We start from the raw sequence: 26,037 nt of genomic DNA, 5'->3' as shown, positions 1-26,037 counted from the left end.
TTTTAATTTGAAACAACACGTATAATTTGTTACACTTAGTTTATAATAATTCTAATGTAGATGACGAATTGCAGTTCTTCATGACATGTTCACAAATTATTGATGAACTCTTGTCGAACTGTGCTATAATGAGATTTGTGAATTAGAACGTGTGAGGTGTTATTCATGCATACCATCGTAGTAGGCTTGAATTATAAAACAGCGCCTGTTGAAATACGTGAGAAGTTATCATTCATTGAGAGTGAACTGCCACAAGCAATGGAAGCGCTGCAAAAGCAAAAAAGTATATTAGAGAACGTAATTGTTTCGACATGTAATCGTACAGAAATATATGCTGTTGTGGATCAATTGCATACTGGACGTCATTTTGTGAAACAATTTTTAGCCAACTGGTTTGATTTGCCTGTGGAGACATTTTCTTCGTATTTAACGATTCGTGAAGAAGATGAGGCAGTCGAACATTTATTTAAAGTGACAGCTGGAATCGATTCAATGGTTCTAGGTGAAACACAAATTTTAGGGCAAGTAAAAAAAAGCTTTTTAAGTGGACAAGAGATTGGCACAACAGGAACGGTATACAATCAGCTATTTAAACAAGCAGTAACATTTGCAAAGCGTGCTCATAATGAAACAGCGATTGGTGAGAATGCGGTATCCGTTTCCTATGCGGCCGTAGAATTAGCAAAGAAAATTTTTGGCTCATTACAACGCAAGCATGTAGCTATTTTAGGTGCAGGAAAAATGGGGGAACTTGCAATTGAGAACCTTTACGGTAGTGGTGTAGGGAAAGTTACTGTCATTAACCGTACATTTGAAAAAGCAGAAAGCTTAGCAGCTAAATTCCATGGTGAAGCTAAATCAATGAAGGAATTACAATGTTCTTTGTTAGAAGCGGATATTTTAATTACTTCAACAGGTGCTACTGATTATGTTATTGATTACGAGCTAATGCAATTCGTGGAACGTTTACGTAAAGGAAAACCATTATTCATGGTAGATATAGCGGTTCCTCGTGATATTGACCCACGAGTTGGCGACCTACCAAATGTATTCCTATATGATATTGATGATTTACAAGGTATTGTCGAAGCGAACTTAGCAGAGCGTGAACGTGCTGCTGCTGATATTACTAATATGATTGGCGAAGAAGTTGTGCAATTTAAAGACTGGGTAGCTACTCTTGGGGTAGTGCCAGTCATCTCAGCATTACGTAAAAAAGCAAATCGTATTCAACAAGAGACTATGACAAGTATCGAAAATAAAATGCCAGATTTAACGGAACGTGAACGTAAAATTTTAAGCAAACATACAAAATCTATTATCAATCAATTGTTAAAAGAGCCAATCTTGCAAGCTAAAGAAATGGCTAATTCTCCAAAAGCAAATGAACAGTTACGTTTATTCCAACAAATTTTTGGTATAGAGGATGCTGTGGAAGCTGAAGTTCATGAGATGACAAAGCAAGAGCTTGAGCGCAAAGAACGCGCACAGGTATCTCAGACTTCTACTGAACCAAAGTACTCTTTCTAAATTATCTATTGCGCTCACGTAGAAAGCTGTGATTGTACATGGGTGTTACGCGCAATTGGATTTTCTACTGATATTACATGAGGCGTTTTCGTATCTGTATGGTAAACTAAGGATACGAAAACGTTTTTTTGTTTTCTATGCTAAAATAGTTTATTAATTTCACGACAAAGAAGGGATGTCTATTGGCTGATTTGACCATGACGAGGCTCTATGAAGTGATGATCGTCTTGTATGCGATCAGTCTAGTTTTTTACTTTACTGATTATTTTTATAAGCAAGTACGTGCAAGACGCATTGCTTTTTGGCTTGTTTCATTTGTATGGATGATTCAAAGTGCCATTATCATTTTAACGTTTGTGGAAACGAAGCGTTTTCCGATTTTATCCTTGTCTGAGGGAATACTTTTTTATTCCTGGTTACTCGTGACGTTATCCATTATCCTTCATTGCATAGCAAGGGTGGATTTACCTGTGTTTATTATTAATATACTAGGATTTTTATTCGCTAGTATATTTACTTTTATGCCGAAACGTCCTACAGGAGCTGTCGGGGATACTTTAATTTCAGAGATGCTTTTTATTCATATATCATTTGCAATATTGTCTTATGCAGCGTTTACATTAACATTTGTGTTTGCCATTTTGTATCTCGTTCTATATCGATTGCTGAAAAAGAAAAAGTGGTCGCATTTATGGACTAGATTGCCTTCCTTGCAGCAGACAAGCAGCTGGATGAATATTTCATTTTTCATTGGAATTCCGATGTTATTTATAAGTTTAATATTAGGGTTTGAATGGGCACTATTAACATTAGAGAGTCTTTCGATTTTCGATGCGAAAATCATAGGGTCCTTCATTATTTTAATTTTGTATTGTTTTATCCTATATGTGAATCGCAAAAGCAAGCTGACAGGTACAACTTATGCATGGGTACATATTTATGCCTATCTATTAGTTGTTGTAAACTTCTTCTTAGGTAGTAGTTTATCGCGATTCCATTTATGGTATTAGAAGAAAGGTTGGAGACTGTTGAGAAAAATTATTGTAGGTTCTAGGAGAAGTAAATTAGCGCTAACGCAAACAAATTGGTTCATTAATGAATTAAAAGCGGCTGGTGCACCATTCGAATTTGAAGTAAAAGAGATTGTAACAAAAGGTGACCAAATTTTAGATGTACAGCTTTCAAAAGTAGGTGGGAAAGGGTTGTTTGTAAAAGAAATTGAACAAGCCCTTTACGATAAAGAAATTGACTTTGCTGTTCATTCTATGAAAGATATGCCTGCTGTATTGCCAGATGGGCTAGTGATTGGTTGTATTCCTCCACGTGAAGATGCTCGTGATGCATTTATTTCGAAAGGGCATGTTAAATTTGCTGACCTTCCTGCGGGAGCAGTCGTTGGGACAAGTTCTTTACGTCGTAGTGCTCAGCTTTTAACAGTACGTCCTGATATCGAAATTAAATGGATTCGTGGAAATGTTGATACACGCTTAGCTAAGCTTGAAACAGAAGAATATGATGCCATTATTTTAGCAGCGGCTGGTTTGAAACGCCTTGGGTGGAGTGATGATGTAGTCACTGAGTTTTTACCTGTCGAACAATGTCTACCAGCTGTAGCGCAAGGCTCTCTTGGCATTGAATGTCGTGCCGATGATGCGGAGCTTTTAGCCGAATTAGGTAAGTTGACTGATTCATTCACTTGGCAAGAAGCACATGCAGAACGTGCATTTTTAGCTGCAATGGATGGTGGTTGTCAAGTTCCGATTGCTGGTTATGCCACTTCAAATGGGGAAGAAATTACATTAACAGGCCTTGTTGCTGCTCCAGATGCATCTGTTGTATATAAGGAAACAGTAGTTGGCACAGATGCACAAAAAATTGGAGAAGAACTAGCTGCTAGTTTAACAAAACAGGGAGCTTTCGATTTAATTCAGCGTGTAAAGGCAGAGCAAGATGCCCAGTAATTTACCTCTAAAGGGTAAAACCATACTTTTAACAGGCACATCTAAGACAACGACCATTGTGGAAAATATAACAGCTTTAGGTGGACATGCCATCGTAGCCCCATTAATTGAAACTTGTGAACGATTAGATAGCAAGGATCCTGAACTATTGAACCGTGCTAAGCAATACGATTGGTTGATTTTTACTAGTCAAAATGCTGTAGAAGCTTTTGCTAGTAAAATGCTTCGACATCAATTTAATGCAAGTCATTTCAAAGGAAAAATAGCTTCCATTGGAACTAAAACAACAACAGCATTAGAAAATTTAGGATTTCAAGTGAGCTTTATGCCTTCCATATTTAGTGCTGATATTTTCGTTAAAGAATTTCCGAGTGTAGCGGGTGATCAACCTAGATGTCTGTTTATTCGAGGAGAAAAGGCGAAAAGTACGCTGAAGGATGGATTGCCTTTTGAATTAAAAGAATGGACAGTCTATGAAACGATAGAACGACATGATCAAACATCTGTTATTGTCAGTTGCATCCAGCAACATCAAAATGTTACAGTGATTTTTGCTAGTCCTTCAGCAGTTGACGTGTATGCAATGGAAGTTGTTCCACATATTGGTTGGGAAGCAGCTCACATTGCAGCCATCGGCCATATTACGGAAGCAGCTCTTGAACAATACGGTGCTACTGTGGATATTATGCCAAGCGTTTATACAATGCAAGCAGTCATCGAAGAAATTATGAAAGTAGGGGACAAATCATGACAAAACTACAATTTCAAAGACACCGTCGTTTGCGTGCCAATGCAACGATGCGATCAATGGTAAAAGAAACATACTTACATAAAGAGGACCTGATCTATCCTATTTTTGTAATAGAAGGCGAAAATATTAAAAATGAAGTACATTCAATGCCTGGCGTTTTTCAATTTTCATTAGATAAACTAGAGGCAGAGGTGGATGAGGTTGTAACATTAGGTATTCCTGCAGTTATTTTATTTGGCTTGCCAGCTGAAAAGGATGCGGTTGGAACAGGTGCATTTCATGATCATGGCATTGTGCAAGAAGCGACTCGACTCATTAAAACACGTCATCCTGAGTTGTTAGTCATCGCGGATACATGCTTATGTGAATTTACGGACCATGGACATTGTGGCTTAATTGAGGGCGATCAAATTTTGAATGATCCTTCATTAGATGTTTTAGCCCGCACGGCAATATCACAAGCAAAAGCTGGCGCTGATATCATTGCTCCATCTAATATGATGGATGGCTTTGTAACGGCAATTCGCGCTGGTCTGGATGAAGCTGGTTTTGAACATATCCCGATTATGTCCTATGCAGTCAAATATGCATCCAGTTACTATGGACCTTTCCGTGATGCTGCAGATGGTGCTCCGCAATTTGGTGATCGTAAATCCTACCAAATGGATCCATCAAATCGTCTAGAGGCATTCCGTGAAGCGGAGTCAGATATCGAAGAGGGCGCAGATTTCCTAATTGTCAAGCCTGCCCTTAGCTATTTAGATATTATTCGAGACATGAAAAATAACTATCCATTACCGCTTGTTGCGTATAACGTTTCAGGTGAATATGCAATGATTAAAGCGGCAGCTATAAATGGTTGGATTGAAGAGAAAAAAGTTGTGCTTGAAACATTATTAGGCATGAAACGTGCAGGCTCTGATTTAATCATTACGTATCATGCAAAAGATGCTGCACGTTGGTTGGAGGAGAAATAAATGACACGTTCTTACGAAAAATCAAAACAAGCCTATGCTGAAGCTGTTCAATTAATGCCGGGCGGTGTAAGTAGCCCAGTACGTGCGTTTAAATCAGTAAATATGGACCCGATTTTCATGGAATCTGGCCATGGGGCAATCATTAAAGACATTGATGGCAATGAATATATTGATTATGTATTGTCTTGGGGTCCGCTAATTTTAGGACATACGCATCCAGAGGTAGTGAAAGCAATTGCAGATACAGCTGCGAAGGGTTCTTCCTTCGGTGCTCCAAGCTATACAGAAAATCGCTTAGCTCAATTAGTATTAGACCGTTTACCAGGAATGGAAATGATTCGCTTTGTTTCTTCTGGAACAGAGGCTACTATGTCTGCATTGCGTGTAGCACGTGGTGTGACAGGACGTGATAAGATCTTAAAGTTTGAAGGGTCTTATCATGGTCACGGTGACTCCTTATTGATTAAAGCTGGTTCTGGTGTTGCCACATTAGGCCTACCTGATAGCCCTGGCGTACCTGCAGATATCGCCCGCAATACGTTGACAGTTGCCTATAATGATTTAGAAGGGGCAAAAGTGATTTTTGAGAAATTTGGCACAGAGTTAGCTGCAGTCATTGTGGAGCCAGTAGCAGGAAATATGGGTGTTGTACCTCCACAACCAGGTTTCCTAGAAGGTTTGCGTGCACTTACTTCAGAGCACGGTGCATTATTAATCTTTGACGAAGTCATGACAGGTTTCCGCGTAGATTATGGCTGTGCACAAGGGTATTTTGGGGTAACGCCTGATATGACTACTTTAGGTAAAGTCATCGGAGGTGGTCTCCCTGTAGGCGCATTCGCTGGGAAAAAAGAAATTATGGAGCAAGTAGCACCAGCTGGACCAATTTATCAAGCAGGAACATTATCGGGGAATCCGTTAGCGATGACAGCTGGTTATGAAACGTTATCCCGTTTAGACCATGGTACGTATGATTACTTTAAAAAATTAGGGGATCAGCTTGAGGCTGGTTTCCGTGAAGCAGCAACTAAATATAATATCCCGCACACTGTTAATCGTGCAGGCTCTATGATTGGCTTCTTCTTCACGAATGAAGATGTCATTGATTTTGCTTCTGCTAAAACATCAGATTTACAATTATTCGCTGAATATTTCCGTCTAATGGCAGAGGAAGGTATTTTCTTACCTCCTTCTCAATTCGAGGGACTATTCATCTCAACAGCTCACACCGAAGAGCACATTGCGACAACAGTGGCAGCATTCCATAAAGTATTTGCGCAATTAGCGAAATAAAATTTGATAGAGCATGCTAGAATTATTTCTAGCATGCTCTTCTGCTGTTGAAAGGTGAAAATGGTTTCCGTTGTAGGCTACTTGCTTTCCTGTGGCTCACCTCTTTAGCTATCCCACGGGATTCAAGCACCTTCCACTTCACCCCATAAAAATGATTCTTAATAGCAAGGTTTTCAAATAAAGTAAAAGTGTTCACTACTCATTTTATGTAGAGGTGTTGTCACTCACGAACGTCCCCCTGGAAAGGATGCTAGCGTAACGGAATAAACCCTCGCTTTGTAAAATTGCTTTATATCCCATTGACATTACCTTTTTTAATGGATTAAGCAGAAGGCATTATAGTGCTTGAGGAATACATGAGTAAAAAGGAACAATAGCATATATTTACTAGTAAGTACGCTCAACTATACTGGATGAAGGACCTGCTTTTGTCAAAATTACATCTTTCAGCATAGCCAAATTGTGGGCGATATCGTTTATAATATAGCTATTCATAAAAGAAAGTAGTGAATTGATATGGCAACAGGCACACACACGGTCGAAGTACCCGTAGGGATTGAACATGTATGGGATTTCGTTAGTGATATGGAAAAATGGGCAAAGCTTGTCCCTGGTTATAATGCACATGAAATGATTGATGAGAAACACTCCACTTGGACTTTTAAAGGCAATGTTGGCGTTTTGAAAAAAACAGTTGAAGTAGAAATTACAATCTTAGAATGGATAGCACCATCAAAAGTTACATTTGAATTAAAGGGGCTTTCTGATAACTTCACAGGAAATGGCTATTTCCTCGCAGAAAGTATCGACGCTGAAAATACTAAAATGACAGGATTCTTAGAAGTCATTGCAGGCGGGTTAGCTGGCCCTGTTCTCAATCCGATTTTTAAACCGATCGTACCAAAGGCAACACAAATGCTAACAGATCGTGTAGCTAATAAAATTAAATTAGTAAATGTTTAATGATACGAACATCCATGGGAATGGCATGCTAGACTATTACTTCTAGCATGCCATTTTTTTAGTAGTATCTATTTTTAACTCTGTTCAAATGGCAACATCCTAGCATACTATCCTTCAAATCGTCATATGATGCAAAGGGAGGGATTATTATCGAACACAAAACTTGGAATATGCGCGAAACATTTTGTTTTCCTGGATATGGCTGCCCAACTGAAATAGCAGCTGTTCAAATTAAGCCACAGTGGCAGGCAATGCAGTTAGAGGATTCTTTGCGACTTATGGGCATCTATCATATCACCGCACACGTTCGCTTTGATTTTCAAGATATGCAAGCATTTGCGGAGAATGAAGATTTAATTACAATTGATGCCCTTGATATTCAAGGAGATACTGGTTATTTTGAGTATGCCGTTCCTTTACATGTGGATTTACCAAAAGAATCAGATGTCAAAGATTTAATGGTCAAGGATATTCGCCCTAGTCTAACAAATCAGATGTGTCAGCTTGAGTGGACAGTCACAAGCGCTTTCAATGAATATGAACCTGTTGTTGAAAAAGATGTGTTAGACAATCCGCACCTATCAACACATGCTTTCGAACAAGAGGAGACATTGGCTGCAATTGAAGAAAGTGTTCAAGTGAAACAACCTGCCGCAGTAGCAGCAGCTTCACGCCAAGAGAATTCTACAACAGTTGACCAAAAAGCTGTATTAAGAGAATCCTCAAGCCATATTGTTGTACGCGAATCCAGTACTTGGCATGAAGTGCCTTCTATGATTTGGGATCTAACAGAAGAATATACACCGCTTAAAGTTCGTGTTTCAAATGATGTCTTTCAAAAGTAAATAGCAGAGAAGTAGCAGGAGTAATAAGAAGACTAAATCACCTGATGTTGGCACAATAATGACACGGATAAACTGAAAAGCACAAATCGGCACGATGATGGTTCTGCAATAAAAACGAACTTGTCGTAGCCAAGGTGGTAAAAGCCAAGGGTTATACTTGCGTCGTCGCATTTGAATTGTCACTTCCTTTTCTATTTACTTTCCTCTTACTAAAAGATGACTAAATCACTTGAAAAATGACACGATCCTGCGGTACAATAAGGAAAATCAAATACAGATGCTATGATAGGGAAGAGTAAATTTTGACTACATTTTCAGAGAGGAAACGGTAGCTGAGAAGTTTCTATTTGTACGAAATTGAAGGTAGCCCTTGAGCAGCTTTAGTGAACTAATAGTAGTTAAAGCCGGTTAAACACCGTTACCGAATTGAGAGCCAGTAGAATAGGCTGAGAAAATATGTTTTTTAACATTTATCTTAACCCTGCTGGAATTAAAGGTGGTACCGCGAACTAAAACTCCTTCGTCCTTTTAGACGAGAGGAGTTTTTTTATTGGGTAAAAAAATAAATAGTATTTCTTTACCAACAGTTTTCAAACAATAGGAGGAGTCAATATGACAGAAAACATTTCAATGCCAACTAAATATGACCCACAGTCCATTGAAGCTGGTCGCTATGAATGGTGGTTACAAGGGAAGTTTTTCGAGGCACAGCCTGAAAGTGGGAAAAAGCCCTATTCAATCGTTATTCCACCACCGAACGTAACAGGTAAATTACACCTTGGTCATGCTTGGGATACAACATTACAAGATATTCTCATTCGTATGAAACGCATGCAAGGCTATGATGCCCTATGGTTGCCAGGTATGGACCATGCTGGTATAGCAACACAGGCAAAAGTAGAAGCCAAGCTGCGTGAGGATAATATTACACGTTATGATTTAGGACGTGAAAAATTCCTCGAAAAAACATGGGAATGGAAAGAAGAGTATGCGGGACATATTCGTGATCAATGGGCAAAGCTTGGTCTTGGATTAGATTATACACGTGAACGTTTCACATTAGACAAAGGTCTTTCAGATGCGGTAAAAACAGTTTTTGTTCAGTTATATGAAAAAGGTTTAATTTATCGTGGTGAACGTATTATCAACTGGGACCCAGCAGCAAAAACAGCATTATCTGATATCGAGGTAATTTATCAGGATGTGCAAGGTGCCTTCTATCATATGAAATATCCATTAGCTGATGGCTCTGGCTATGTAGAAGTTGCTACAACACGTCCCGAAACAATGCTTGGTGACTCTGGGGTAGCTGTTCACCCGAACGATGAGCGTTATCAGCACTTAATTGGTAAAAACGTTATTTTACCGATTGTAGGTCGCGAAATTCCAATTGTTGCTGATGAGTACGTTGATATGGAATTTGGTACTGGGGTTGTAAAAATGACACCAGCCCATGATCCGAACGACTTTGAAGTTGGTAATCGTCATAATCTAGAGCGCATTCTAGTAATGAATGAAGACGGCACAATGAATGATCTTGCTGGCAAATATAAAGGAATGGATCGCTTCGAATGCCGCAAGCAAATTGTTGCTGATTTACAAGAAGCAGGTGTGTTAATTCGCATTGAAGAGCATATGCATTCAGTAGGACACTCTGAACGTTCTGGTGCTGTTGTTGAGCCATATCTTTCAGCACAATGGTTCGTTAAAATGCAACCACTTGCTGATGCTTCCCTAGAGCTGCAAAAGGACGAAGAAGGGAAAGTAAACTTTGTTCCTGCTCGTTTTGAAAACACATATTCCCGCTGGATGGAGAATATACGCGATTGGTGTATTTCTCGTCAATTATGGTGGGGCCATCAAATCCCAGCCTGGTACCATAATGAAACAGGCGAAATATACGTAGGTAAAGAAGCCCCAGCAGATGCAGAAAACTGGACGCAAGATGAAGATGTACTAGATACATGGTTCTCTTCAGCACTATGGCCGTTTTCTACTATGGGTTGGCCAGATGAAGCAAATGAAGAATATAAACGTTACTATCCAACAAATACTTTAGTAACAGGCTATGATATTATTTTCTTCTGGGTTTCTCGAATGATTTTCCAAGGCCTTGAGTTTACAGATCAACGTCCATTTAAAGATGTGCTAATTCATGGTTTAGTACGTGATGGTGAAGGGCGTAAAATGAGTAAATCACTTGGCAATGGTGTTGATCCAATGGATGTCATTGAACAATACGGTGCAGATTCATTACGCTACTTCTTAGCTACTGGTTCATCACCTGGTCAAGATTTACGCTATACAACTGAAAAAGTTGAAGCAGTATGGAACTTTGCCAATAAGATTTGGAATGCATCACGTTTTGCGCTTATGAATATGGATGGTATGACATATGATGAGATCGATTTAACTGGTGAAAAATCTGTAGCTGACAAATGGATTTTAACGCGCTTAAATGAAACGATTGAACGTGTAACCTCTCTTGCAGAGCGTTATGAATTCGGCGAAGTTGGCCGTGAATTATACAATTTCATTTGGGATGATTTCTGTTCTTGGTATATTGAAATGGCAAAATTACCACTTTACGGTGAAGATGAAGCAGCTAAAAAGACAACTCGATCTATTTTAGCTTACGTACTAGATCAAACAATGCGTCTTTTACATCCATTTATGCCTTTCATTACAGAAGAAATCTGGCAGCACTTACCACACGAAGGTGAATCTATTACAGTGGCAGCATGGCCAACAGTACGCACAGATCTTCATTTTGCTGATGAAGCAGATAATATGAAGCTCCTAATGGATATTATACGTTCAGTACGTAATATTCGTGCGGAAGTAAATACACCGATGAGCAAAAAAGTACCGTTGTTTATTTCAGCGAAAGATGCAGCAACAGCAGCTGTACTTAAAGATAATCAAGCATATCTAGAAAAATTCTGTAATCCTGACACTTTAACAATTGGTGAAGGTTTAGAGGCCCCAGGACAATCAATGACTGCTGTTGTGACAGGAGCACAGGTATTCCTGCCTCTTGTTGGACTGATCAATCTTGAGGAAGAAATTGCCCGTCTTGAAAAAGAATTAGAGAAATGGGCAAAAGAAGTAAAGCTTGTTACAGGTAAATTATCGAATGAGAAGTTTGTATCGAAAGCACCGGAAGCGTTAGTCAACGCAGAACGTGAGAAATTAGCAGATTACGAAAGCAAGCATGCAGTTGTGTTAAAACGTTTAGAAGAATTAAAAAATATGTAAAGACGAAGCAATGGATGACAAAAAAGTCATCCATTGCTTTTTTTATGTAGAGCTAAAGATATACATTGAATTAGGAAAAAATATATAGTATTATTTTAAATAAATTGGTCTAATAGATGATGTGCAGCGCTGAACTAATAGGAAACAAAACCTAATTTCATGTTATTTAGCCGTGAAAAACCAAATCTAAATAGATGGTTTTTTAGATAGACAGTCTTTATTAGTAAAGAAAATAAGAGCCAATGGAGGTGTTGAGAATGTCAGGAAATATTGCAACCATTATTACAAAAGTCAACAAAGCATGTGATGAATTAGACTTTGTAAGCGCGAGAGTATTGATCGAAACGAATCTCTTAAAATTATCCGAAGCAAAGTATTATCGTTTATTGAATACAAGTGGCCGTGTCCTGATTAAGCACATATTAGCAAATAGTAATCCCCAACAGGATGGCACTAAATTATCACGAACAGATTTATTAACGATCCAAAAAATTAATGAGTATTGCTCGGATTTTGATATATCGATGCTAAAAAGAACGTTAAAAAATGCTTTTGACTTAGTGCAACGCCCAGATGTTCATCCATTATTAAACAGTGATGCAAAAACCATATTAAATAATATGGGTGCTTTATTAGGTGCTCACAAAGTACACTAAAATAATATTAATACGAACACGCAGTTGCTAGCTGCGTGTTTTTTGTATTTTGTCATTTTGCTATGTTATTAAACGTTACTTGTACTAAAATAAAGATATTGCAGTAAGAAGGAGTGTTTCTTTTGTTTAACACAATGAACGAATGTACAAAATTTATTTTTACATTAAAAGCAGTTGATCATAAACGTGCGCCACTTGTCCTTATGCGGGAAGTACTAGGACATTTAGATGAACCTCACAACAAGCTAAGAGTAATCCATGTAGCAGGTTCAAATGGTAAAGGTTCTACGGTGAACGCATTAAGAGAAATGCTTCAACATGCAGGCTACACTGTAGGGGCATTTACGTCTCCACATTTAGAGCGAGTTAATGAACGTATGACCATTAACGGCCACCAGATTTCGGATGAGCAATTTCTCTACTATTTCAATAAACTTGCGAAAATTATAGAAGAACACTACAATGGTGAATTTCCAAGCTTTTTTGAGGTAGTTACACTCATTATGTTTCAGTATTTTGCACATGAAGGTGTAGATATAGCGCTTATTGAGACAGGGCTTGGAGGGCGTTTGGATGCGACAAATGTCGTAACACCGCTTTTAGCTATTATTACAACGATCTCGTTAGAGCATACAGCCTTTTTAGGCGACACTTTCGCAAAGGTTGCCGCAGAAAAAGCTGGCATCATCAAGGGAGGCATACCAGTTGTTGTAGGTGTTCATAATGAGGAGGCATTGGCTGTCATTAAAGCCACGGCAGAGGAACGACATGCGACGTGCTATGTTTTAGGTCAAGACTTCATGGTGACAAATAGTTGGCAAAGTACTGACTATCAGCATTTTACATATGAAAAGGACCCTGTCTTGATGAAGGATGTACCATTAAAAATGGCTGGTCAACATCAAATAAATAATGCAAGTTTGGCCATCACAGCCATGCTAACATTACGTGAGCAGGGGACAATTGTCATTACTGATGATTCTATTTGTCAAGGTCTACAATGTGCGCAATGGGCAGGCCGCTTTGAGCAATGGCCGAATCAAATTGTGCTAGATGGTGCTCATAATTCAGAGGGGACAGCTGCTCTGATCCAAACACTAAAAAATGTCTATCCAAGAAACAATTATCGCTTTATTTACGCGGCATTAGCAGATAAGGATCATGCTAACAGCATAGAACTAATGGATGCTGTTGCCACCTCGATCACTTTTACACAAATAGATCTACCGAATGCAATGCCTGCTGAAAGCTTAGCGACGTTGTCGACTCATGCAAATAAAACGGTTCATACAGAATGGCTAAAAAGCCTTCAAACACTATTACAAGAACGCCAAAAAGAGGATATTGTTGTCATTACAGGCTCATTATACTTTATAGCACAAGCTCGACAGTGGCTACAGGAGGAAGGACGATGATCCCAAACTTTGATCATTATAAAGAGAAATGGCAGGTTAAAAGTGATGATATCATTAAACTAGGTCTTACAGCGATTGAAGAGGCTTTATCATATTTAGGTAATCCTGAGCAAACTTTGCGTGTTGTCCACTTAGCGGGTACAAATGGCAAAGGCTCTACGTTAACATTTCTAGAGGCAATTGCACAAGAACATGGCTTACGCGTGGGCAAATTTATGTCACCATGTATCGTTGATGTTCATGACCAAATTCAAATAGCTGGTCAACCTATAACAGAGGCTGAAATGGATCAAGTTTTCCAACAGATGCATGAGGTTGGGCTGAGTGGCAAACTAACCGATTTTGAATTGCTGACGGTGGCGGCATTTTTACATTTTGTCAATGGGCAGGTGGATATTGCGCTGATTGAAGCGGGAATGGGTGGTTTATTGGATAGTACAAATGTGGTAACACCTATTGTCTCTATTATCCCAAGTATTGCTTTAGAACACACAAAGTTTTTAGGGGATACGCTTGAAAGCATTGCACACCATAAAGCAGGTATTATTAAACAACAACGTCCAGTTATTATTGGTGATTTGCCTGGTGAGGCGAAGCGAGTTGTGGATGCAGTAGCCGTTCGAAAAAAAGCCACTCTATTTGCATTAGGTCAACATTTTGCCATTAAGCAAACAACTGATGGAGAAAGCTATATGAATGACGTACAGCAGTTCCAAATTGCGAACCTGAATCGTTCTATGAAGGGGACACATCAGGGAAACAATATGGCTCTCGCCATTACAGCATTTTTTGAAGTGGCGTCAGAATTAGACGTGTCTATTGATCAAACAACTATTCGTCAAGCTGTGCAAAAGGCCTCTGTTTTGGGACGCTTTGAAGAAATAATGCCTTTCGTTATATTGGATGGTGCGCATAATCCTGCAAGTGCTGAAAAATTAATAGAAACGATTCAGTGTGAATATCCAAATGAGCAGATAACATTTGTCGTTGGCATACTAGCAGATAAAGATGTTGAGCAGATTCTCGGAATTCTAGAGCAGGTGAGTGATGACTTTTACTTCGTCGATTTTGCTAATTCACGAGCAATGCCAGCCCATCAAATGGTCAAACTTTCTCATGCAACAGCGAAAACAACCTTGCTTGACTATGCATCCTTTATACATGCACAATCACATAGACAGCAGAGAACCATTGTAGCAGGCTCATTATATTTATTAACAGAGGTTCGTCATAGATTAAAACAATGAAATAACTAGGGCTCTTGATAGGGAGTCCTAGTTTTTTTATGGCTGCAAATTTAGGATTGCAATGAGTTCCGTATCAAAAAATAATAAATTCGCATTTACCCTTTGGAATGTACATATAATATCATATGATGTTGGCATAGATAGGTGGAAGGATGAGGTGATAGTTGAATGAAAATTGTAAGTCATGTGATGAAAAAACAAATATTTCGAGCAATGATTATTGGTGGATTTGTTGGTCTATTAGGTGTAGCAATTTTTCTGGGCGTTTTACAAGCCAGCACACAGTTACCTTTAAAGAAAAATGGTAGTGAAGTGGCAAATAATCAATCACAAACAGAAACGATTCCAACTGCCGGGGAGACAACCAATACATCTAATGCATCGATGTTTTATGCAAGCCAAGCTGGCGTGTATTCAAACTATGAGAGCGCAAGTTCATTTGTTGCTGAGTATCCTGCCTTAAAAGAGAGCGCGATCGTTCAAGTTGATGACAAGTTTTATGTGTGGACAAGCATGGTGACGGAGGAAAGTCAGCTAAAATTTTTACAGGACCCCGCAACCTTTAAAAAGGCATTTAGCGTCAGTGGTGAAAGCTGTAAAGAACCTACCTTGGCAGAACTACCAACTGCTTTAGCAGATAAAAATGCCGCAAAATTAAATTTTAAGGAAAATGGCAAGGACTCAACGCTACCTGAGGATTGGCAGTCCATTGGCGCAGCGGCCTCTACTATTTCCAACGATATCAACATCATTCGTCTGCATGTTTTTGCACATTACCAATCTAAAAATACGTGTCTTCAAGTGAAGTTTTAACAATAAATAATAATGAAATCTTCATTATCTTGTTTTTTTGAAAATTTTCAAATTGTGCATTCTTCTGTATCATAAGGATAAGGAGGAATGATCAGATAATGTTAAAAACAAATCATAAGCTTGTCCTTGCTTCTGCTTCCCCTAGGCGCAAGGAATTGCTTAACATGCTAGCACTCCCGTTTGAAGTCTTGACAAGTGAAGTGGAAGAAACAAGTGTACAAGCTCATACAATGCAGGATTATGTAAAAGGAGTAGCTTTATTGAAGACGCGTGATGTAGCCAAAAAAGCAGCTAATGCCACGATTATTGGTGCAGATACAATCGTTGTTTACAATCAAGAGCTACTACATAAACCTAAAACGCGTGAGGAAGCTATTTCTCACTTATTACGTTTGTCAAATAACAAACATAGTGTGATGACTGCGGTCGCTATAATCGAACCGAATGGAAAGGAAACGACCTTTGTGGAAGAGACTACAGTTGTTTTCCACCGTCTATCGCAGAAATTAATCGAAGCTTATGTAGATTCAGGAGATCCTTTTGATAAAGCGGGTGGTTATGGCATTCAAACGATTGGTACACTATTAGTTAAAAGAATTGAAGGAGATTATAACAATGTTGTAGGTTTACCACTTGCAACTTTGTTTTCGCAATTGGTGGATCTACAGATAGTCCAATTTGCGAAGGAGTGAATATTTTTGCTAGAAGACGCTTTACCAACTTTGATGATACGTGATGTCAATATAGAGGATCGTCCCCGTGAACGGCTATTACGACAAGGAGCTGAGAGTTTATCGAATCAAGAGCTACTCGCTATTTTATTGAGGACAGGCACAAAGGAAGAATCTGTGCTTGTTCTTGCAAATAGGGTGTTAAATGTTTTTGAACGACTCCATCATTTGAAGCATGCAACCATCGAAGAAATGATGGCTATTAAAGGAATAGGCGAGGTGAAAGCCATTCAATTAATGGCTGCTGTTGAACTTGGTAGAAGACTGGCTCAAAAACATAATGATGAGAAATTCACAATACGTTCTCCACAAGATGCAGCAACTTACTTAATGCCTGATATGACCTCGCTTAATCAGGAGCATTTTGTAGTGCTTTTTTTAAATATAAAAAATCAAATTATTCATAAGCAAACGATTTTCATTGGCAGTTTAAATGCATCCATCGTTCATCCTAGAGAAATATTTCGAGAAGCTGTCAAAAGGTCTGCCGCTTCTATTATATGTGCCCACAACCATCCAAGTGGGGTGCCAACACCGAGCACGGAGGACATTGAAGTAACAAAGCGAATTGTTGAAGCAGGCTATATTATAGGGATAGAGTTAATTGATCACGTCATCATCGGCGACCATCAATATATTAGTTTAAAGGAAAAAGGATATTTTTAACTCTGCATACAATATGCAGAGTTTTTTATGATGAATCCATTTTGTTGTATAGAAGATTCTATTACTATAAATGACCTTAATTATAACCAGTCATAAAATTTTTGTATTTTTTTGTGGTATATTGGCGAACCTTTTTTCTTACATAACGTTAATGTATTCATAGAAAAGCAATTATCTTCACAAAAATTGGTAGCCTGATACACATTGTCTTATGGGAATAAAAATTATATGCTAATCTATACGTACTATTTTTAGTTTAAGAGGGAATTAAAATAGTATCTTTTCTGTGAGTTGAAGTATGTGATACTACAAATTCTTGCGTTTTTCCGTTATAATGAACGGTATGAATTTTATCTTTATTCAGGGAGGACTCCCATCAAAATTGGTGGTGAGGTGAATGAGTGTGTAGTTTTTTCATAGGTGTAAACTACCAACTGACTGGAGATAAAAAAATTTGACAGGTGTTATGGACGTTGAAAGGAGTCAATTGTGTATTTACACAATTCAATTTCCTATACATTGTCGTCAAATATATTGGATGTCAACGAAAGTATGGCTTATATAGAAAGGGAGTACACAATTTGTTTGGACTAGGAAGCAAAGATGTCGGGATTGACCTCGGCACAGCGAATACATTAGTGTTTATTAAAGGAAAGGGAATCGTATTACGTGAACCTTCAGTTGTAGCAAAAAATACAAAAACAGGGGATATTGTTGCCGTTGGTAATGATGCGAAAAATATGATTGGTCGAACACCTGGCTCAATCGTAGCGATTCGTCCAATGAAAGATGGCGTTATTGCTGACTTCGATATTACAACAGCAATGATTGAGTATTATTTAAAAGAAGCATGTAAAAACTCTGGAGGCAACTGGAAAAAACCAAATGTTATGATTTGTGTACCTTATGGTATTACTTCAGTGGAGCAGCGTGCTGTTATTGATGCTGCACGACAAGCAGGTGCAAAAGAGGCGTTCACAATCGAAGAGCCATTTGCAGCAGCAATCGGTTCAAATCTTCCTGTATGGGATCCTACAGGGTCAATGGTTGTTGATATCGGTGGAGGTACAACAGAAGTTGCCGTTATTTCTTTAGGTGGTATTGTAACGAGTGAATCTGTACGTGTTGGTGGTGATGCAATGGATCAATCCATCATTTCGTATATCCGTAAAACGTATAATTTAACAATTGGTGAACGTACAGCGGAAGCCGTAAAAATGGAAATTGGTACGGCATTGGCAGAAGGACCAGAAGCACGAATGGATATTAGAGGACGTGACCTGTTAACAGGTTTACCGAAAACAATCGAAATTTCTTCACAGGAAATTTCTGAATCATTACGTGAAGCGGTTTCCTCTATTATTGACGGTGTTCGTAAAACATTAGAACAAACACCTCCAGAATTATCTGCTGATGTAATGGAGCGCGGTATTGTATTAACTGGTGGTGGGGCACTGCTAACAAACTTAGACAAAGTAATCAGCCAAGAGACAAATATGCCAGTATTCATTGCAGAAGATCCTTTAGACTGTGTAGCGATTGGTACAGGTAAGGCATTAGATCATATCGACTTAATTCGTCAACAACAAGTTAAAGGGTAAGGAGGTTTAGGCAATGCCACACTTTTTTTTCAATAAGAAAGTAATTTTGCTGCTCATAGGCATGGTTTTTCTTGTGGCATTGATTAGCTTCTCATTACGTGATCGGACGAATGCAACTTTACCAGAGCAAATTATTAAAGATACTGTCGGTTTCGCACAATCGCTTGTTGCGAAGCCGGCGAATTATATTAATGGTGTTTTTAATAGTATTGACTCCCTCTTAAACACGTACGAAGAAAATAAACGTTTAAAAGCACGCTTAGAAGATTTTGCAGTTGTACAAGCTGAGGCTACGGATTTAAAATCAGAGAATAACAAGCTTCGAGAGCTTTTGGATAAAACTGAGAGCTTAAAGGCATTTAATCCAATTCAAGCAACAGTGATTGCTAGAAATCCTGACCAGTGGGAAGAGAAAATTATTTTAGATAAAGGGTCTTCTCATGGAGTCAAAAAAAATATGGCAGTTATGACCGCGAAAGGGTTAGTGGGGAAAATTACCCTAGTTACACCTTTCACATCTGAGGTAGAGCTTTTAAATACAAATAATCCAAACTATCGTGTTTCCGCGATGGTGCTAGGAGAAAAAGAAGCATACGGTTTAATCGAGGGCTTTGATGAAGAACGTAATGAACTCATTATGAAGCGAATCGATTCTAGCATGAAGGTGAAAGAAGGCGAGCAAGTAGTTTCTTCAGGTCTTGGTGGTATTTTCCCTAAGGGAGTGCCGATAGGAGAAATTACGGAAGTTAGTACAGATGACTTTGGTTTAACGAAAATGGCGTATGTCAAACCATCTGCTGATTTTTCAATTTTAGAGCATGTTGTGATTGCCAAGCGAACATCCACAAGTATTGATGGATCAGATGGCAATGCAACGAATGAGGATTTATCGAATCCGCAAGAGGCAAGTGAAGAGGAGGCGGAGTGATGGTTCGATTTCTCATCCCCTCTGTAGCGGTTTTACTATTCCTGTTAGAACCAGAATTTGCTATGCTTTCCCCGATTGAAATTAAAGGGGAAGTCTATTTTCTGGTACCGCGTTTTTTAATCTTATACCTTATTTTTATATCCATCTATTACAGCCGTCAACGTGCGGTAATGTATGGACTTTTTTTTGGTGTCTTGTATGATGTGTTTTACATTGATATTATTGGATTATATTCAGTACTTTATCCACTTATATGTTTTTTGGCAGGGTCTATCGTGAAAGTTATACATCAGCACTTAGTTGTAACAACTACAATTTCAGTTGTACTAGTAGCGATTTTAGAATTTATTCTCTATCAATTCTTTTTCCTAATCGATTTTACAGCAATTCCTTTAGCGGATTTCTTACGTTCACGACTACTACCAACAATCATTGCGAATGCTTTATTTTTAATGATTCTTGGGTGGGCCTTCAAGTATCTAATTAATGCGCGTGTCTTACAGAGAGCACGTGAGGTTTCTTAACAAAGAACAACGTGAGGTGAGGCATTCATGAAAAAACAGTTAGTTAATATGAAGGGAACGAAGGACGGTTTTGTACTACGCCTAGACGACCAATGTGCGTATGGTGAACTAGTGGAAGAATTAAAGAATAAGGTTTTAGAGGGCGGTATCGATGGTAAAGTTGATGTACAATTATACTTAGGCTATCGATACTGTACTGAAGAACAATTAAATGAACTTATAAAAATTATAGAAGAAACAGAACAGCTTATTGTATCGAAGGTGCAAAGTGAAGTACTGACTGTCCACGAAAGCAACCAGAAGATGTTTGAAAGCCAACAAGATACATATATAGGAGTGGTCAGATCAGGACAAATTCTGCGTTCATCCGGGGATATTACCATCATAGGAAATGTCAATCCAAACGGTCGTGTTGAGGCTGGAGGTAATGTATATGTCCTAGGTAGACTTAAAGGGATTGCACATGCTGGTATGCAAGGCAATAAAGAAGCAATCATTGCAGCATCTCGATTTGAAGCCACGCATATCATGATTGCCGATCAAGTTCAGGTAATGTCAGATGAACATGTAAAAGCGATTAATCAAGTAGAAATGACTTGTGCATTTATTGGCTACGATGGACGCATTACGTACGATCAAATTCATGCCTTAAAAAATATTCGACCATTGTTAAATGTGTCTAAGGGAGGAAGCTAGTGTGGGAGAAGCGATCGTCATAACTTCAGGTAAAGGCGGTGTCGGTAAAACAACGACAACGGCTAACCTTGGGACTGCATTGGCTCTACAAGGTAAAAAAGTATGTTTAGTGGATACAGATATTGGCCTACGTAATTTAGATGTGATTTTAGGCCTTGAAAATCGTATTATTTATGACCTAGTCGATGTGGTGGAAGGACGCTGTAAAATTCATCAAGCATTGATTAAGGATAAACGCGTAGATGAGAAACTATTTTTATTACCTGCTGCTCAAACAACAGATAAAAATGCTGTTACCCCTGAGCAAATGAAGAGCTTAGTAGAGGAATTGAAAAGAGACTATGATTATGTATTAATCGATTGCCCAGCGGGAATTGAGCAAGGCTACCGTAACGCTGTTGCTGGTGCAGATCATGCGATTGTTGTCACAACACCTGAAATTTCTGCTGTTCGTGATGCAGATCGTATTATTGGTTTACTGGAGCAGGAAGAGATAACAGCACCTAAACTCATCATTAATCGTATTCGACAACATATGATGAAGAGCGGTGACACACTGGATGTCAATGAAATTACAACTCATTTATCTATTGATTTATTAGGCATTATTATAGACAGTGAAGGTGTCATTTCATCTTCTAATAAAGGTGAACCAATTGTAATGGACCCCTCAAATAAAGCGTCATTAGGCTATCGAAATATTGCCCGTCGTATTCTTGGTGAATCAGTGCCATTAATGGCTATACAAGATGAGCAAAGAGGGATGTTTTCAAAACTTAAAGCCCTTTTCTCAAAATAAATTAAAACCTTTTCGTGCAATTGTACGAGAAGGTTTTTTCTTGTGCATGTTTGGACATGCAATCACATATAGTGAGGAAAAAAGGATGAGGGCTTGTTTAAAAAATGGAAATGGTTTGTCACGATACTTCTTGTGGCGGCGATCATGCTTGTAATTCGTTTAGAGGACCAGGGTGTAGTGGATACACCTGTTCGGAAGCTTGTTACAACCTCTGCTGATTTAACGTATTTAAGTGAGCTCGGGCAAAGCTGGTTTGAAAAAGAAAAAGAGACCATCATGGTTTCTAGTGATGTAGGGCAAGCAGATCTTTTAACATTTGCGAATGCCCAAGTATTTAAAGAAGGCTATCTATTGCAGTATGATGTTGGCTTACCTATCTATGCTGGTCAAAATGGATTAGTCGTTTTTACTGGCCATACAAAGTACACAGGTAAGACCATGACCATCAGCTATGAAGATGGTACAACCGTTTCCTATGGTATGTTAGATAGTTTAGCTCAACTACCATACACATCTATTCAAGCAAATGATTTAATTGGCATGAAAGAAGCGGGTCAACTTTATGTGTCCATCGAAAAGGGAGATGCCCATTATGATTTAGAGCAAATTGTACAATGGCTTGAAACGACGGAGACAAATGAGGATTAAATTACATCTTCTGTGTATCCCTCTCGTATTTGTCATGATTTTTAGTGGCCAGTTAGCCTATTACGCGATCATTCTGTTTTCCTTACTGTGGCATGAGGCTGGTCACTTAGTTGCGGCAGTAATGTGTGGAGTGAAGGTGAAATCCTGCGTAATTACACCATACGGGGGAGAAATTCAATTTGAAAATCCAGCGGTTGTGCAAGCTTCGTCACTCCTATGGATTGCATTAGGAGGGCCAATCGCTACGATTATTGGGATTGGCCTCGCTTTTTTTATGCCTGATTTACTCGCTACTAAGCTTATAAATGTACAACTCGTGTTATTGGCTGTCAATATTGTACCCATCATACCGTTAGATGGTGGAAGGATATTGTTAGCCTGCCTATTTTTAAAATATCCAAGAGCTCACGTGATAGAGCTATATTATTGGTTATCATTCATCGTAGCTACTATACTATTACTTGTCACTTTCAAGTTCTTGCCACAATCTATTTTTTTAGCCATCATAAATTTATTCATTTGGTTGCAAGTGTTGAAAGAATGGCGTTATCGAAAATACCGAGTTGCTTTTGAAAAATATGTTATGAATAGATTGACTTGAAAAAATTCGTGTGGTAATATTTTAATGTTATTGTTTGTAGCACCCGTGCTACTACAACCGCTCTGTAAAGGTTTAAGTGTCTAGTAAGATCACCTTATGAAACAGGCGAGTCTGAGTCTAAGAGGAGGTGCAGTAAAATGTACGCAATTATTGAAACTGGTGGTAAACAAGTCAAAGTAGAAGCTGGTCAAGAAATCTATGTTGAAAAATTAGGCGTAGAAGCTGATGAGGTTGTAACTTTTGATAAAGTTTTATTCGTAGGTGGCGAAAACGTTAAAGTTGGCGCTCCATTCGTAGAAGGCGCTACTGTAACAGCTAAAGTTGTTAAAGAAGGCCGTGCGAAAAAAATCGTTGTTTTCAAATTGAAAGCTAAAAAGAACTACCGTCGTAAACAAGGTCACCGTCAACCTTACACAAAATTAGTTGTTGAAGCAATCAACGCTTAATTGTGAGGTATAGCGAATGATACAAGTTACGATTCATCACGATGAAAATAGACATGTGTCAGCATTCGAATTTTCAGGACATGCTGGTTATGATGAATCTGGTAAGGATTTAGTATGTGCAGGAGCATCAACTATAGCCATTGGTACAGTGAATGCTATTTATGCATTATTACAAATTCAGCCAGAAATCGAACAAGCTGCTGAAGGTGGAGGCTATCTCAAGGTAGATTTACCATCAGACATAGAGCCTGAAGTAGATGCAAAACTACAGTTAATTGTTCAAGTAATGACTGCCCAAGTGTATTCTATGGTGCAAAATTACGGACAATACATCCAAATCAACTACAACCAAGTAGGAGGTGGAACTCGATGAAATTATTATTAGCATTAGACCTTCAACTTTTTGCATCGAAAAAAGGGGTAGGTTCTACTAAAAACGGACGTGACTCTGAGTCTAAACGACTTGGTGCAAAACGTGCTGATGGCCAATTCGTAACAGGTGGTTCAATTCTTTACCGTCAACGCGGTACAAAAATTTACCCAGGTACAAACGTAGGTCGTGGTGGTGACGATACACTATTTGCTAAAGTTGACGGCGTTGTTAAATTTGAACGTTTAGGTCGCGATCGCAAACAAGTATCTGTTTATCCAACAACACAAGAAGCTTAATCTTTTATAAGATAACATAAAGCGGAGGACTGCATTTATTGCAGTCCTTTTTTTGGCTAAATTTCAAAAAAGCCGATTGGACGCAATGACACCAAGGTATAATTGATTAAAGAATTAAGGGAAAAATACAGCAAAACTTGTTATACTAGTAAGGATAACTTTATTGGAGTGAATGGGATGAACAATCAATCACTAACCATTAGTGAAGTATTACGTTTTGCAAATCATGATTATGTGAATCAACTGCAACTGATTCGCATGAATTTAGATTTAGGTAGAATCGAGGAATCGAAAAAACTTATTCAACATTATTCAGAACAATTACGAGTATTTTCTATCCTCAATCGACTACAATTACCACAAACAATTGAATGGCTTCAAACAGCAGGATGGCGTTACCCATCATTAGCTTGGAAGCTAAGCGGTGAGATAAAAAAGCCTGTGACCAATGATATTGATCAGGAAGTTGTAGATTATTTAAACAAAACAGTTATGCATGTTTATGATACATTAGATCCATTTACAGAGCAGATCCTAACGCTTGATGTACGTGTTGACGATCATACATTTGCCGTGACATTCACGCTAAATGGGTTATGGAGTGCTGATGCATTCACCGAAAAAGGTTTGAAACAATTCGACATTCAAACAATTGAGCAGACAACTACACGCTGGCAATATGTCTTGAGTGCAAATAGGGAGTGAACTAAATGTTTGTCGATCACGTAAAGATTTATGTTAAAGGTGGCGATGGCGGAGATGGTATGGTAGCCTTTCGCCGTGAAAAATATGTACCAAATGGTGGTCCAGCTGGTGGAGATGGTGGACACGGTGGTAACGTTGTATTTGAAGTAGAAGAGGGCTTACGAACATTAATGGATTTCCGCTATAAACGCCATTTTAAAGCACCTCGCGGCGAGCATGGGATGAGTAAAGGCATGCATGGTAAAAATGCGGAGGATTTAATTGTTAAAGTACCACCAGGCACAGTGGTTATGAATGAAGAAACAAATGCCGTTATTGCTGACTTAGTCGAGCATGGGCAAAGAGCAGTTATTGCGAAAGCAGGCAGAGGTGGACGAGGTAATTCTCGCTTTGCTACACCTGCCAACCCGGCGCCAGAACTTTCTGAAAAAGGTGAGCCAGGACAAGAATTAAATGTTATATTAGAGTTAAAAGTTTTAGCAGATGTAGGGTTAGTTGGTTTCCCAAGTGTTGGTAAATCAACACTTTTATCTGTTGTTTCCGCGGCTAAGCCAAAAATTGGTGCTTATCATTTCACAACAATTGTACCGAACTTAGGCATGATTGAAACGGATGACCATCGAAGCTTTGCGATGGCTGATTTACCAGGGCTTATAGAAGGAGCACATCAAGGAGTTGGATTAGGTCATCAATTTTTACGACATATCGAACGTACACGCGTTATCGTTCATGTCATTGATATGTCAGGGATGGAAGGCCGCGATCCATATGAAGATTATTTAACAATTAATGAAGAGCTAAAACAATATAATCTTCGTTTAACAGAGCGTCCACAAATTATCGTAGCCAATAAAATGGATATGCCAGATGCAGAAGAGAATTTAACAGCATTCCGTCAAAAGGTTGGAGAAGACGTTCAAATTTTCCCAATTTCTGCTGTTTCACGTCAAGGTTTAAAAGAGCTACTTTTTGCCATTGCCGATCTATTAGAAGTAACGCCTGAATTCCCACTATATGATGATCTAGAGGAGCAATCAGACGCAACCGTAATGTACAAGCATGAGGCAAAAGGTGAAGATTTCGAAATCACACGTGATGATGATGGTACATTTATTATTAGTGGTTATGCAATTGAGCGTTTATTTAAAATGACAGACTTTAGCCGTGAGGATGGTATACGTCGTTTTGCTCGTCAATTGCGTGCAATGGGTGTGGACGAGGCTCTGCGTGAGCGTGGAGCACAAGATGGCGATACAGTACGCCTACAAGAGTTTGAATTTGAATTTGTCGATTAAGACATGAGTTTTAGGGGGA

General features: G+C 38.7%; 28 protein-coding genes and 2 other annotated features. Of the genes, 27 read left to right on the top strand and 1 reads right to left on the bottom strand.

The features are described from left to right. Nucleotides 1-165 precede the first annotated feature (165 nt). From hemA to MKY76_RS16350, 8 genes are all read left to right on the top strand, one after another. Nucleotides 166-1,530 (top strand): glutamyl-tRNA reductase, encoded by a 1,365-nt coding sequence (gene hemA / locus MKY76_RS16385; protein WP_048395129.1) that lies wholly within the window; start codon nucleotides 166-168, stop codon nucleotides 1,528-1,530. Between the two features lie 182 nt (nucleotides 1,531-1,712). Next, nucleotides 1,713-2,540: a cytochrome c biogenesis protein CcsA gene (ccsA, locus tag MKY76_RS16380; RefSeq protein ID WP_004226624.1), complete on the top strand. Its 828-nt coding sequence runs from the start codon at nucleotides 1,713-1,715 to the stop codon at nucleotides 2,538-2,540. Between the two features lie 18 nt (nucleotides 2,541-2,558). Beyond that, on the top strand, nucleotides 2,559-3,491 hold the full coding sequence (gene hemC, locus MKY76_RS16375; RefSeq protein WP_066036512.1) for a hydroxymethylbilane synthase: 933 nt from the start codon (nucleotides 2,559-2,561) through the stop codon (nucleotides 3,489-3,491). After that, nucleotides 3,481-4,242 (top strand): uroporphyrinogen-III synthase, encoded by a 762-nt coding sequence (locus MKY76_RS16370; protein WP_103118503.1) that lies wholly within the window; start codon nucleotides 3,481-3,483, stop codon nucleotides 4,240-4,242. The genes hemC and MKY76_RS16370 overlap by 11 nt, the downstream gene beginning before the upstream one ends. Next, the gene (hemB, locus tag MKY76_RS16365; protein WP_319839411.1) at nucleotides 4,239-5,219 is read left to right on the top strand and encodes a porphobilinogen synthase; all 981 of its coding nucleotides are present in this window, start codon (nucleotides 4,239-4,241) and stop codon (nucleotides 5,217-5,219) included. The genes MKY76_RS16370 and hemB overlap by 4 nt, the downstream gene beginning before the upstream one ends. After that, nucleotides 5,220-6,512, top strand: coding sequence for a glutamate-1-semialdehyde 2,1-aminomutase (hemL, locus tag MKY76_RS16360; RefSeq protein ID WP_319839410.1), 1,293 nt, complete (start codon nucleotides 5,220-5,222; stop codon nucleotides 6,510-6,512). Between the two features lie 516 nt (nucleotides 6,513-7,028). Beyond that, the gene (locus MKY76_RS16355; protein ID WP_048395138.1) at nucleotides 7,029-7,475 is read left to right on the top strand and encodes an SRPBCC family protein; all 447 of its coding nucleotides are present in this window, start codon (nucleotides 7,029-7,031) and stop codon (nucleotides 7,473-7,475) included. A gap of 170 nt (nucleotides 7,476-7,645) precedes the next feature. Next, entirely contained in the window at nucleotides 7,646-8,320 is a 675-nt protein-coding gene (locus MKY76_RS16350) for a valyl-tRNA synthetase (protein ID WP_175400699.1), read from the top strand. Here the strand turns inward: MKY76_RS16350 and MKY76_RS16345 are convergent. After that, nucleotides 8,297-8,491, bottom strand: a complete 195-nt coding sequence (locus tag MKY76_RS16345) for a hypothetical protein (RefSeq protein WP_036124009.1) — start codon at nucleotides 8,489-8,491, stop codon at nucleotides 8,297-8,299. The two genes, MKY76_RS16350 and MKY76_RS16345, sit on opposite strands and share 24 nt — an antisense overlap. A gap of 102 nt (nucleotides 8,492-8,593) precedes the next feature. Beyond that, nucleotides 8,594-8,851, top strand: a binding site (T-box leader). Between the two features lie 81 nt (nucleotides 8,852-8,932). Here MKY76_RS16345 and MKY76_RS16340 point away from each other — a divergent pair. The 19 genes from MKY76_RS16340 to obgE all read left to right on the top strand — a co-directional run bounded on the left by MKY76_RS16340 (nucleotide 8,933) and on the right by obgE (nucleotide 26,018). Further along, nucleotides 8,933-11,578, top strand: a complete 2,646-nt coding sequence (locus tag MKY76_RS16340; RefSeq protein WP_048395142.1) for a valine--tRNA ligase — start codon at nucleotides 8,933-8,935, stop codon at nucleotides 11,576-11,578. 257 nt (nucleotides 11,579-11,835) lie between these two features. Beyond that, a complete protein-coding gene (locus tag MKY76_RS16335) occupies nucleotides 11,836-12,234 on the top strand; it encodes a hypothetical protein (protein WP_259948266.1) in 399 nt (132 codons plus the stop codon). A gap of 134 nt (nucleotides 12,235-12,368) precedes the next feature. Continuing rightward, nucleotides 12,369-13,649: a folylpolyglutamate synthase/dihydrofolate synthase family protein gene (locus MKY76_RS16330; protein WP_342557915.1), complete on the top strand. Its 1,281-nt coding sequence runs from the start codon at nucleotides 12,369-12,371 to the stop codon at nucleotides 13,647-13,649. Further along, complete coding sequence (locus MKY76_RS16325; protein ID WP_342556849.1) at nucleotides 13,646-14,896, top strand: folylpolyglutamate synthase/dihydrofolate synthase family protein; 1,251 nt, start codon at nucleotides 13,646-13,648, stop codon at nucleotides 14,894-14,896. The genes MKY76_RS16330 and MKY76_RS16325 overlap by 4 nt, the downstream gene beginning before the upstream one ends. A 168-nt stretch (nucleotides 14,897-15,064) precedes the next feature. Beyond that, a complete protein-coding gene (locus tag MKY76_RS16320; protein ID WP_004226648.1) occupies nucleotides 15,065-15,709 on the top strand; it encodes a hypothetical protein in 645 nt (214 codons plus the stop codon). Between the two features lie 98 nt (nucleotides 15,710-15,807). Further along, nucleotides 15,808-16,401, top strand: coding sequence for a Maf family protein (locus MKY76_RS16315; protein ID WP_315056672.1), 594 nt, complete (start codon nucleotides 15,808-15,810; stop codon nucleotides 16,399-16,401). A gap of 33 nt (nucleotides 16,402-16,434) precedes the next feature. After that, nucleotides 16,435-17,106, top strand: coding sequence for a DNA repair protein RadC (gene radC / locus MKY76_RS16310; protein ID WP_175400705.1), 672 nt, complete (start codon nucleotides 16,435-16,437; stop codon nucleotides 17,104-17,106). A 581-nt stretch (nucleotides 17,107-17,687) separates the two neighbouring features. Next, a complete protein-coding gene (locus MKY76_RS16305) occupies nucleotides 17,688-18,707 on the top strand; it encodes a rod shape-determining protein (RefSeq protein WP_048395153.1) in 1,020 nt (339 codons plus the stop codon). A gap of 13 nt (nucleotides 18,708-18,720) precedes the next feature. After that, complete coding sequence (gene mreC, locus MKY76_RS16300) at nucleotides 18,721-19,635, top strand: rod shape-determining protein MreC (RefSeq protein ID WP_048395155.1); 915 nt, start codon at nucleotides 18,721-18,723, stop codon at nucleotides 19,633-19,635. Further along, nucleotides 19,635-20,159: a rod shape-determining protein MreD gene (gene mreD / locus MKY76_RS16295; RefSeq protein ID WP_004226656.1), complete on the top strand. Its 525-nt coding sequence runs from the start codon at nucleotides 19,635-19,637 to the stop codon at nucleotides 20,157-20,159. Before mreC ends, mreD begins: the two co-directional genes overlap by 1 nt. 27 nt (nucleotides 20,160-20,186) lie before the next feature. Then, nucleotides 20,187-20,855, top strand: coding sequence for a septum site-determining protein MinC (gene minC / locus MKY76_RS16290; RefSeq protein WP_004226657.1), 669 nt, complete (start codon nucleotides 20,187-20,189; stop codon nucleotides 20,853-20,855). Nucleotide 20,856: 1 nt separating this feature from the next. After that, the gene (gene minD / locus MKY76_RS16285; RefSeq protein WP_004226660.1) at nucleotides 20,857-21,654 is read left to right on the top strand and encodes a septum site-determining protein MinD; all 798 of its coding nucleotides are present in this window, start codon (nucleotides 20,857-20,859) and stop codon (nucleotides 21,652-21,654) included. Nucleotides 21,655-21,747: 93 nt separating this feature from the next. Next, on the top strand, nucleotides 21,748-22,302 hold the full coding sequence (locus MKY76_RS16280; protein ID WP_016991889.1) for a peptidoglycan DD-metalloendopeptidase family protein: 555 nt from the start codon (nucleotides 21,748-21,750) through the stop codon (nucleotides 22,300-22,302). Beyond that, entirely contained in the window at nucleotides 22,292-22,903 is a 612-nt protein-coding gene (locus tag MKY76_RS16275; protein ID WP_048395158.1) for a stage IV sporulation protein FB, read from the top strand. The genes MKY76_RS16280 and MKY76_RS16275 overlap by 11 nt, the downstream gene beginning before the upstream one ends. Before the next feature lie 45 nt (nucleotides 22,904-22,948). Further along, nucleotides 22,949-23,026 (top strand) — a sequence feature (ribosomal protein L21 leader region). Nucleotides 23,027-23,040: 14 nt separating this feature from the next. Beyond that, nucleotides 23,041-23,349, top strand: a complete 309-nt coding sequence (rplU, locus tag MKY76_RS16270) for a 50S ribosomal protein L21 (RefSeq protein WP_004226667.1) — start codon at nucleotides 23,041-23,043, stop codon at nucleotides 23,347-23,349. Between the two features lie 16 nt (nucleotides 23,350-23,365). Then, entirely contained in the window at nucleotides 23,366-23,722 is a 357-nt protein-coding gene (locus MKY76_RS16265; RefSeq protein WP_016991891.1) for a ribosomal-processing cysteine protease Prp, read from the top strand. Then, nucleotides 23,719-24,018, top strand: coding sequence for a 50S ribosomal protein L27 (gene rpmA, locus MKY76_RS16260; RefSeq protein ID WP_016991892.1), 300 nt, complete (start codon nucleotides 23,719-23,721; stop codon nucleotides 24,016-24,018). Before MKY76_RS16265 ends, rpmA begins: the two co-directional genes overlap by 4 nt. A 177-nt stretch (nucleotides 24,019-24,195) precedes the next feature. Continuing rightward, nucleotides 24,196-24,723 carry a Spo0B domain-containing protein gene (locus tag MKY76_RS16255; protein ID WP_048395160.1) on the top strand — a complete coding sequence of 176 codons (528 nt, stop codon included), beginning with the start codon at nucleotides 24,196-24,198 and terminating at the stop codon, nucleotides 24,721-24,723. Between the two features lie 5 nt (nucleotides 24,724-24,728). Continuing rightward, entirely contained in the window at nucleotides 24,729-26,018 is a 1,290-nt protein-coding gene (gene obgE, locus MKY76_RS16250; protein WP_066036507.1) for a GTPase ObgE, read from the top strand. Nucleotides 26,019-26,037: the final 19 nt, after the last annotated feature.

The sequence above is a fragment of the Lysinibacillus sp. FSL P4-0201 genome (assembly GCF_038593425.1).
Classification (GTDB): Bacteria; Bacillota; Bacilli; order Bacillales_A; family Planococcaceae; genus Lysinibacillus; species Lysinibacillus capsici.
This window is presented reverse-complemented; position numbering and strand designations above follow the sequence as displayed.

Coding starts and splice junctions, on each gene's coding strand:
- hemA (WP_048395129.1), top strand. CDS start 166: ATGCATACCATCGTAGTAGGCTTGAATTATAAAACAGCGCCTGTTGAA.
- MKY76_RS16370 (WP_103118503.1), top strand. CDS start 3,481: ATGCCCAGTAATTTACCTCTAAAGGGTAAAACCATACTTTTAACAGGC.
- hemB (WP_319839411.1), top strand. CDS start 4,239: ATGACAAAACTACAATTTCAAAGACACCGTCGTTTGCGTGCCAATGCA.
- hemL (WP_319839410.1), top strand. CDS start 5,220: ATGACACGTTCTTACGAAAAATCAAAACAAGCCTATGCTGAAGCTGTT.
- MKY76_RS16355 (WP_048395138.1), top strand. CDS start 7,029: ATGGCAACAGGCACACACACGGTCGAAGTACCCGTAGGGATTGAACAT.
- MKY76_RS16350 (WP_175400699.1), top strand. CDS start 7,646: ATGCGCGAAACATTTTGTTTTCCTGGATATGGCTGCCCAACTGAAATA.
- MKY76_RS16345 (WP_036124009.1), bottom strand. CDS start 8,491: ATGCGACGACGCAAGTATAACCCTTGGCTTTTACCACCTTGGCTACGA.
- MKY76_RS16340 (WP_048395142.1), top strand. CDS start 8,933: ATGACAGAAAACATTTCAATGCCAACTAAATATGACCCACAGTCCATT.
- MKY76_RS16335 (WP_259948266.1), top strand. CDS start 11,836: ATGTCAGGAAATATTGCAACCATTATTACAAAAGTCAACAAAGCATGT.
- MKY76_RS16330 (WP_342557915.1), top strand. CDS start 12,369: ATGAACGAATGTACAAAATTTATTTTTACATTAAAAGCAGTTGATCAT.
- MKY76_RS16325 (WP_342556849.1), top strand. CDS start 13,646: ATGATCCCAAACTTTGATCATTATAAAGAGAAATGGCAGGTTAAAAGT.
- MKY76_RS16320 (WP_004226648.1), top strand. CDS start 15,065: ATGAAAATTGTAAGTCATGTGATGAAAAAACAAATATTTCGAGCAATG.
- MKY76_RS16315 (WP_315056672.1), top strand. CDS start 15,808: ATGTTAAAAACAAATCATAAGCTTGTCCTTGCTTCTGCTTCCCCTAGG.
- radC (WP_175400705.1), top strand. CDS start 16,435: ATGATACGTGATGTCAATATAGAGGATCGTCCCCGTGAACGGCTATTA.
- mreC (WP_048395155.1), top strand. CDS start 18,721: ATGCCACACTTTTTTTTCAATAAGAAAGTAATTTTGCTGCTCATAGGC.
- mreD (WP_004226656.1), top strand. CDS start 19,635: ATGGTTCGATTTCTCATCCCCTCTGTAGCGGTTTTACTATTCCTGTTA.
- minC (WP_004226657.1), top strand. CDS start 20,187: ATGAAAAAACAGTTAGTTAATATGAAGGGAACGAAGGACGGTTTTGTA.
- MKY76_RS16275 (WP_048395158.1), top strand. CDS start 22,292: ATGAGGATTAAATTACATCTTCTGTGTATCCCTCTCGTATTTGTCATG.
- rplU (WP_004226667.1), top strand. CDS start 23,041: ATGTACGCAATTATTGAAACTGGTGGTAAACAAGTCAAAGTAGAAGCT.
- MKY76_RS16265 (WP_016991891.1), top strand. CDS start 23,366: ATGATACAAGTTACGATTCATCACGATGAAAATAGACATGTGTCAGCA.
- rpmA (WP_016991892.1), top strand. CDS start 23,719: ATGAAATTATTATTAGCATTAGACCTTCAACTTTTTGCATCGAAAAAA.
- MKY76_RS16255 (WP_048395160.1), top strand. CDS start 24,196: ATGAACAATCAATCACTAACCATTAGTGAAGTATTACGTTTTGCAAAT.
- obgE (WP_066036507.1), top strand. CDS start 24,729: ATGTTTGTCGATCACGTAAAGATTTATGTTAAAGGTGGCGATGGCGGA.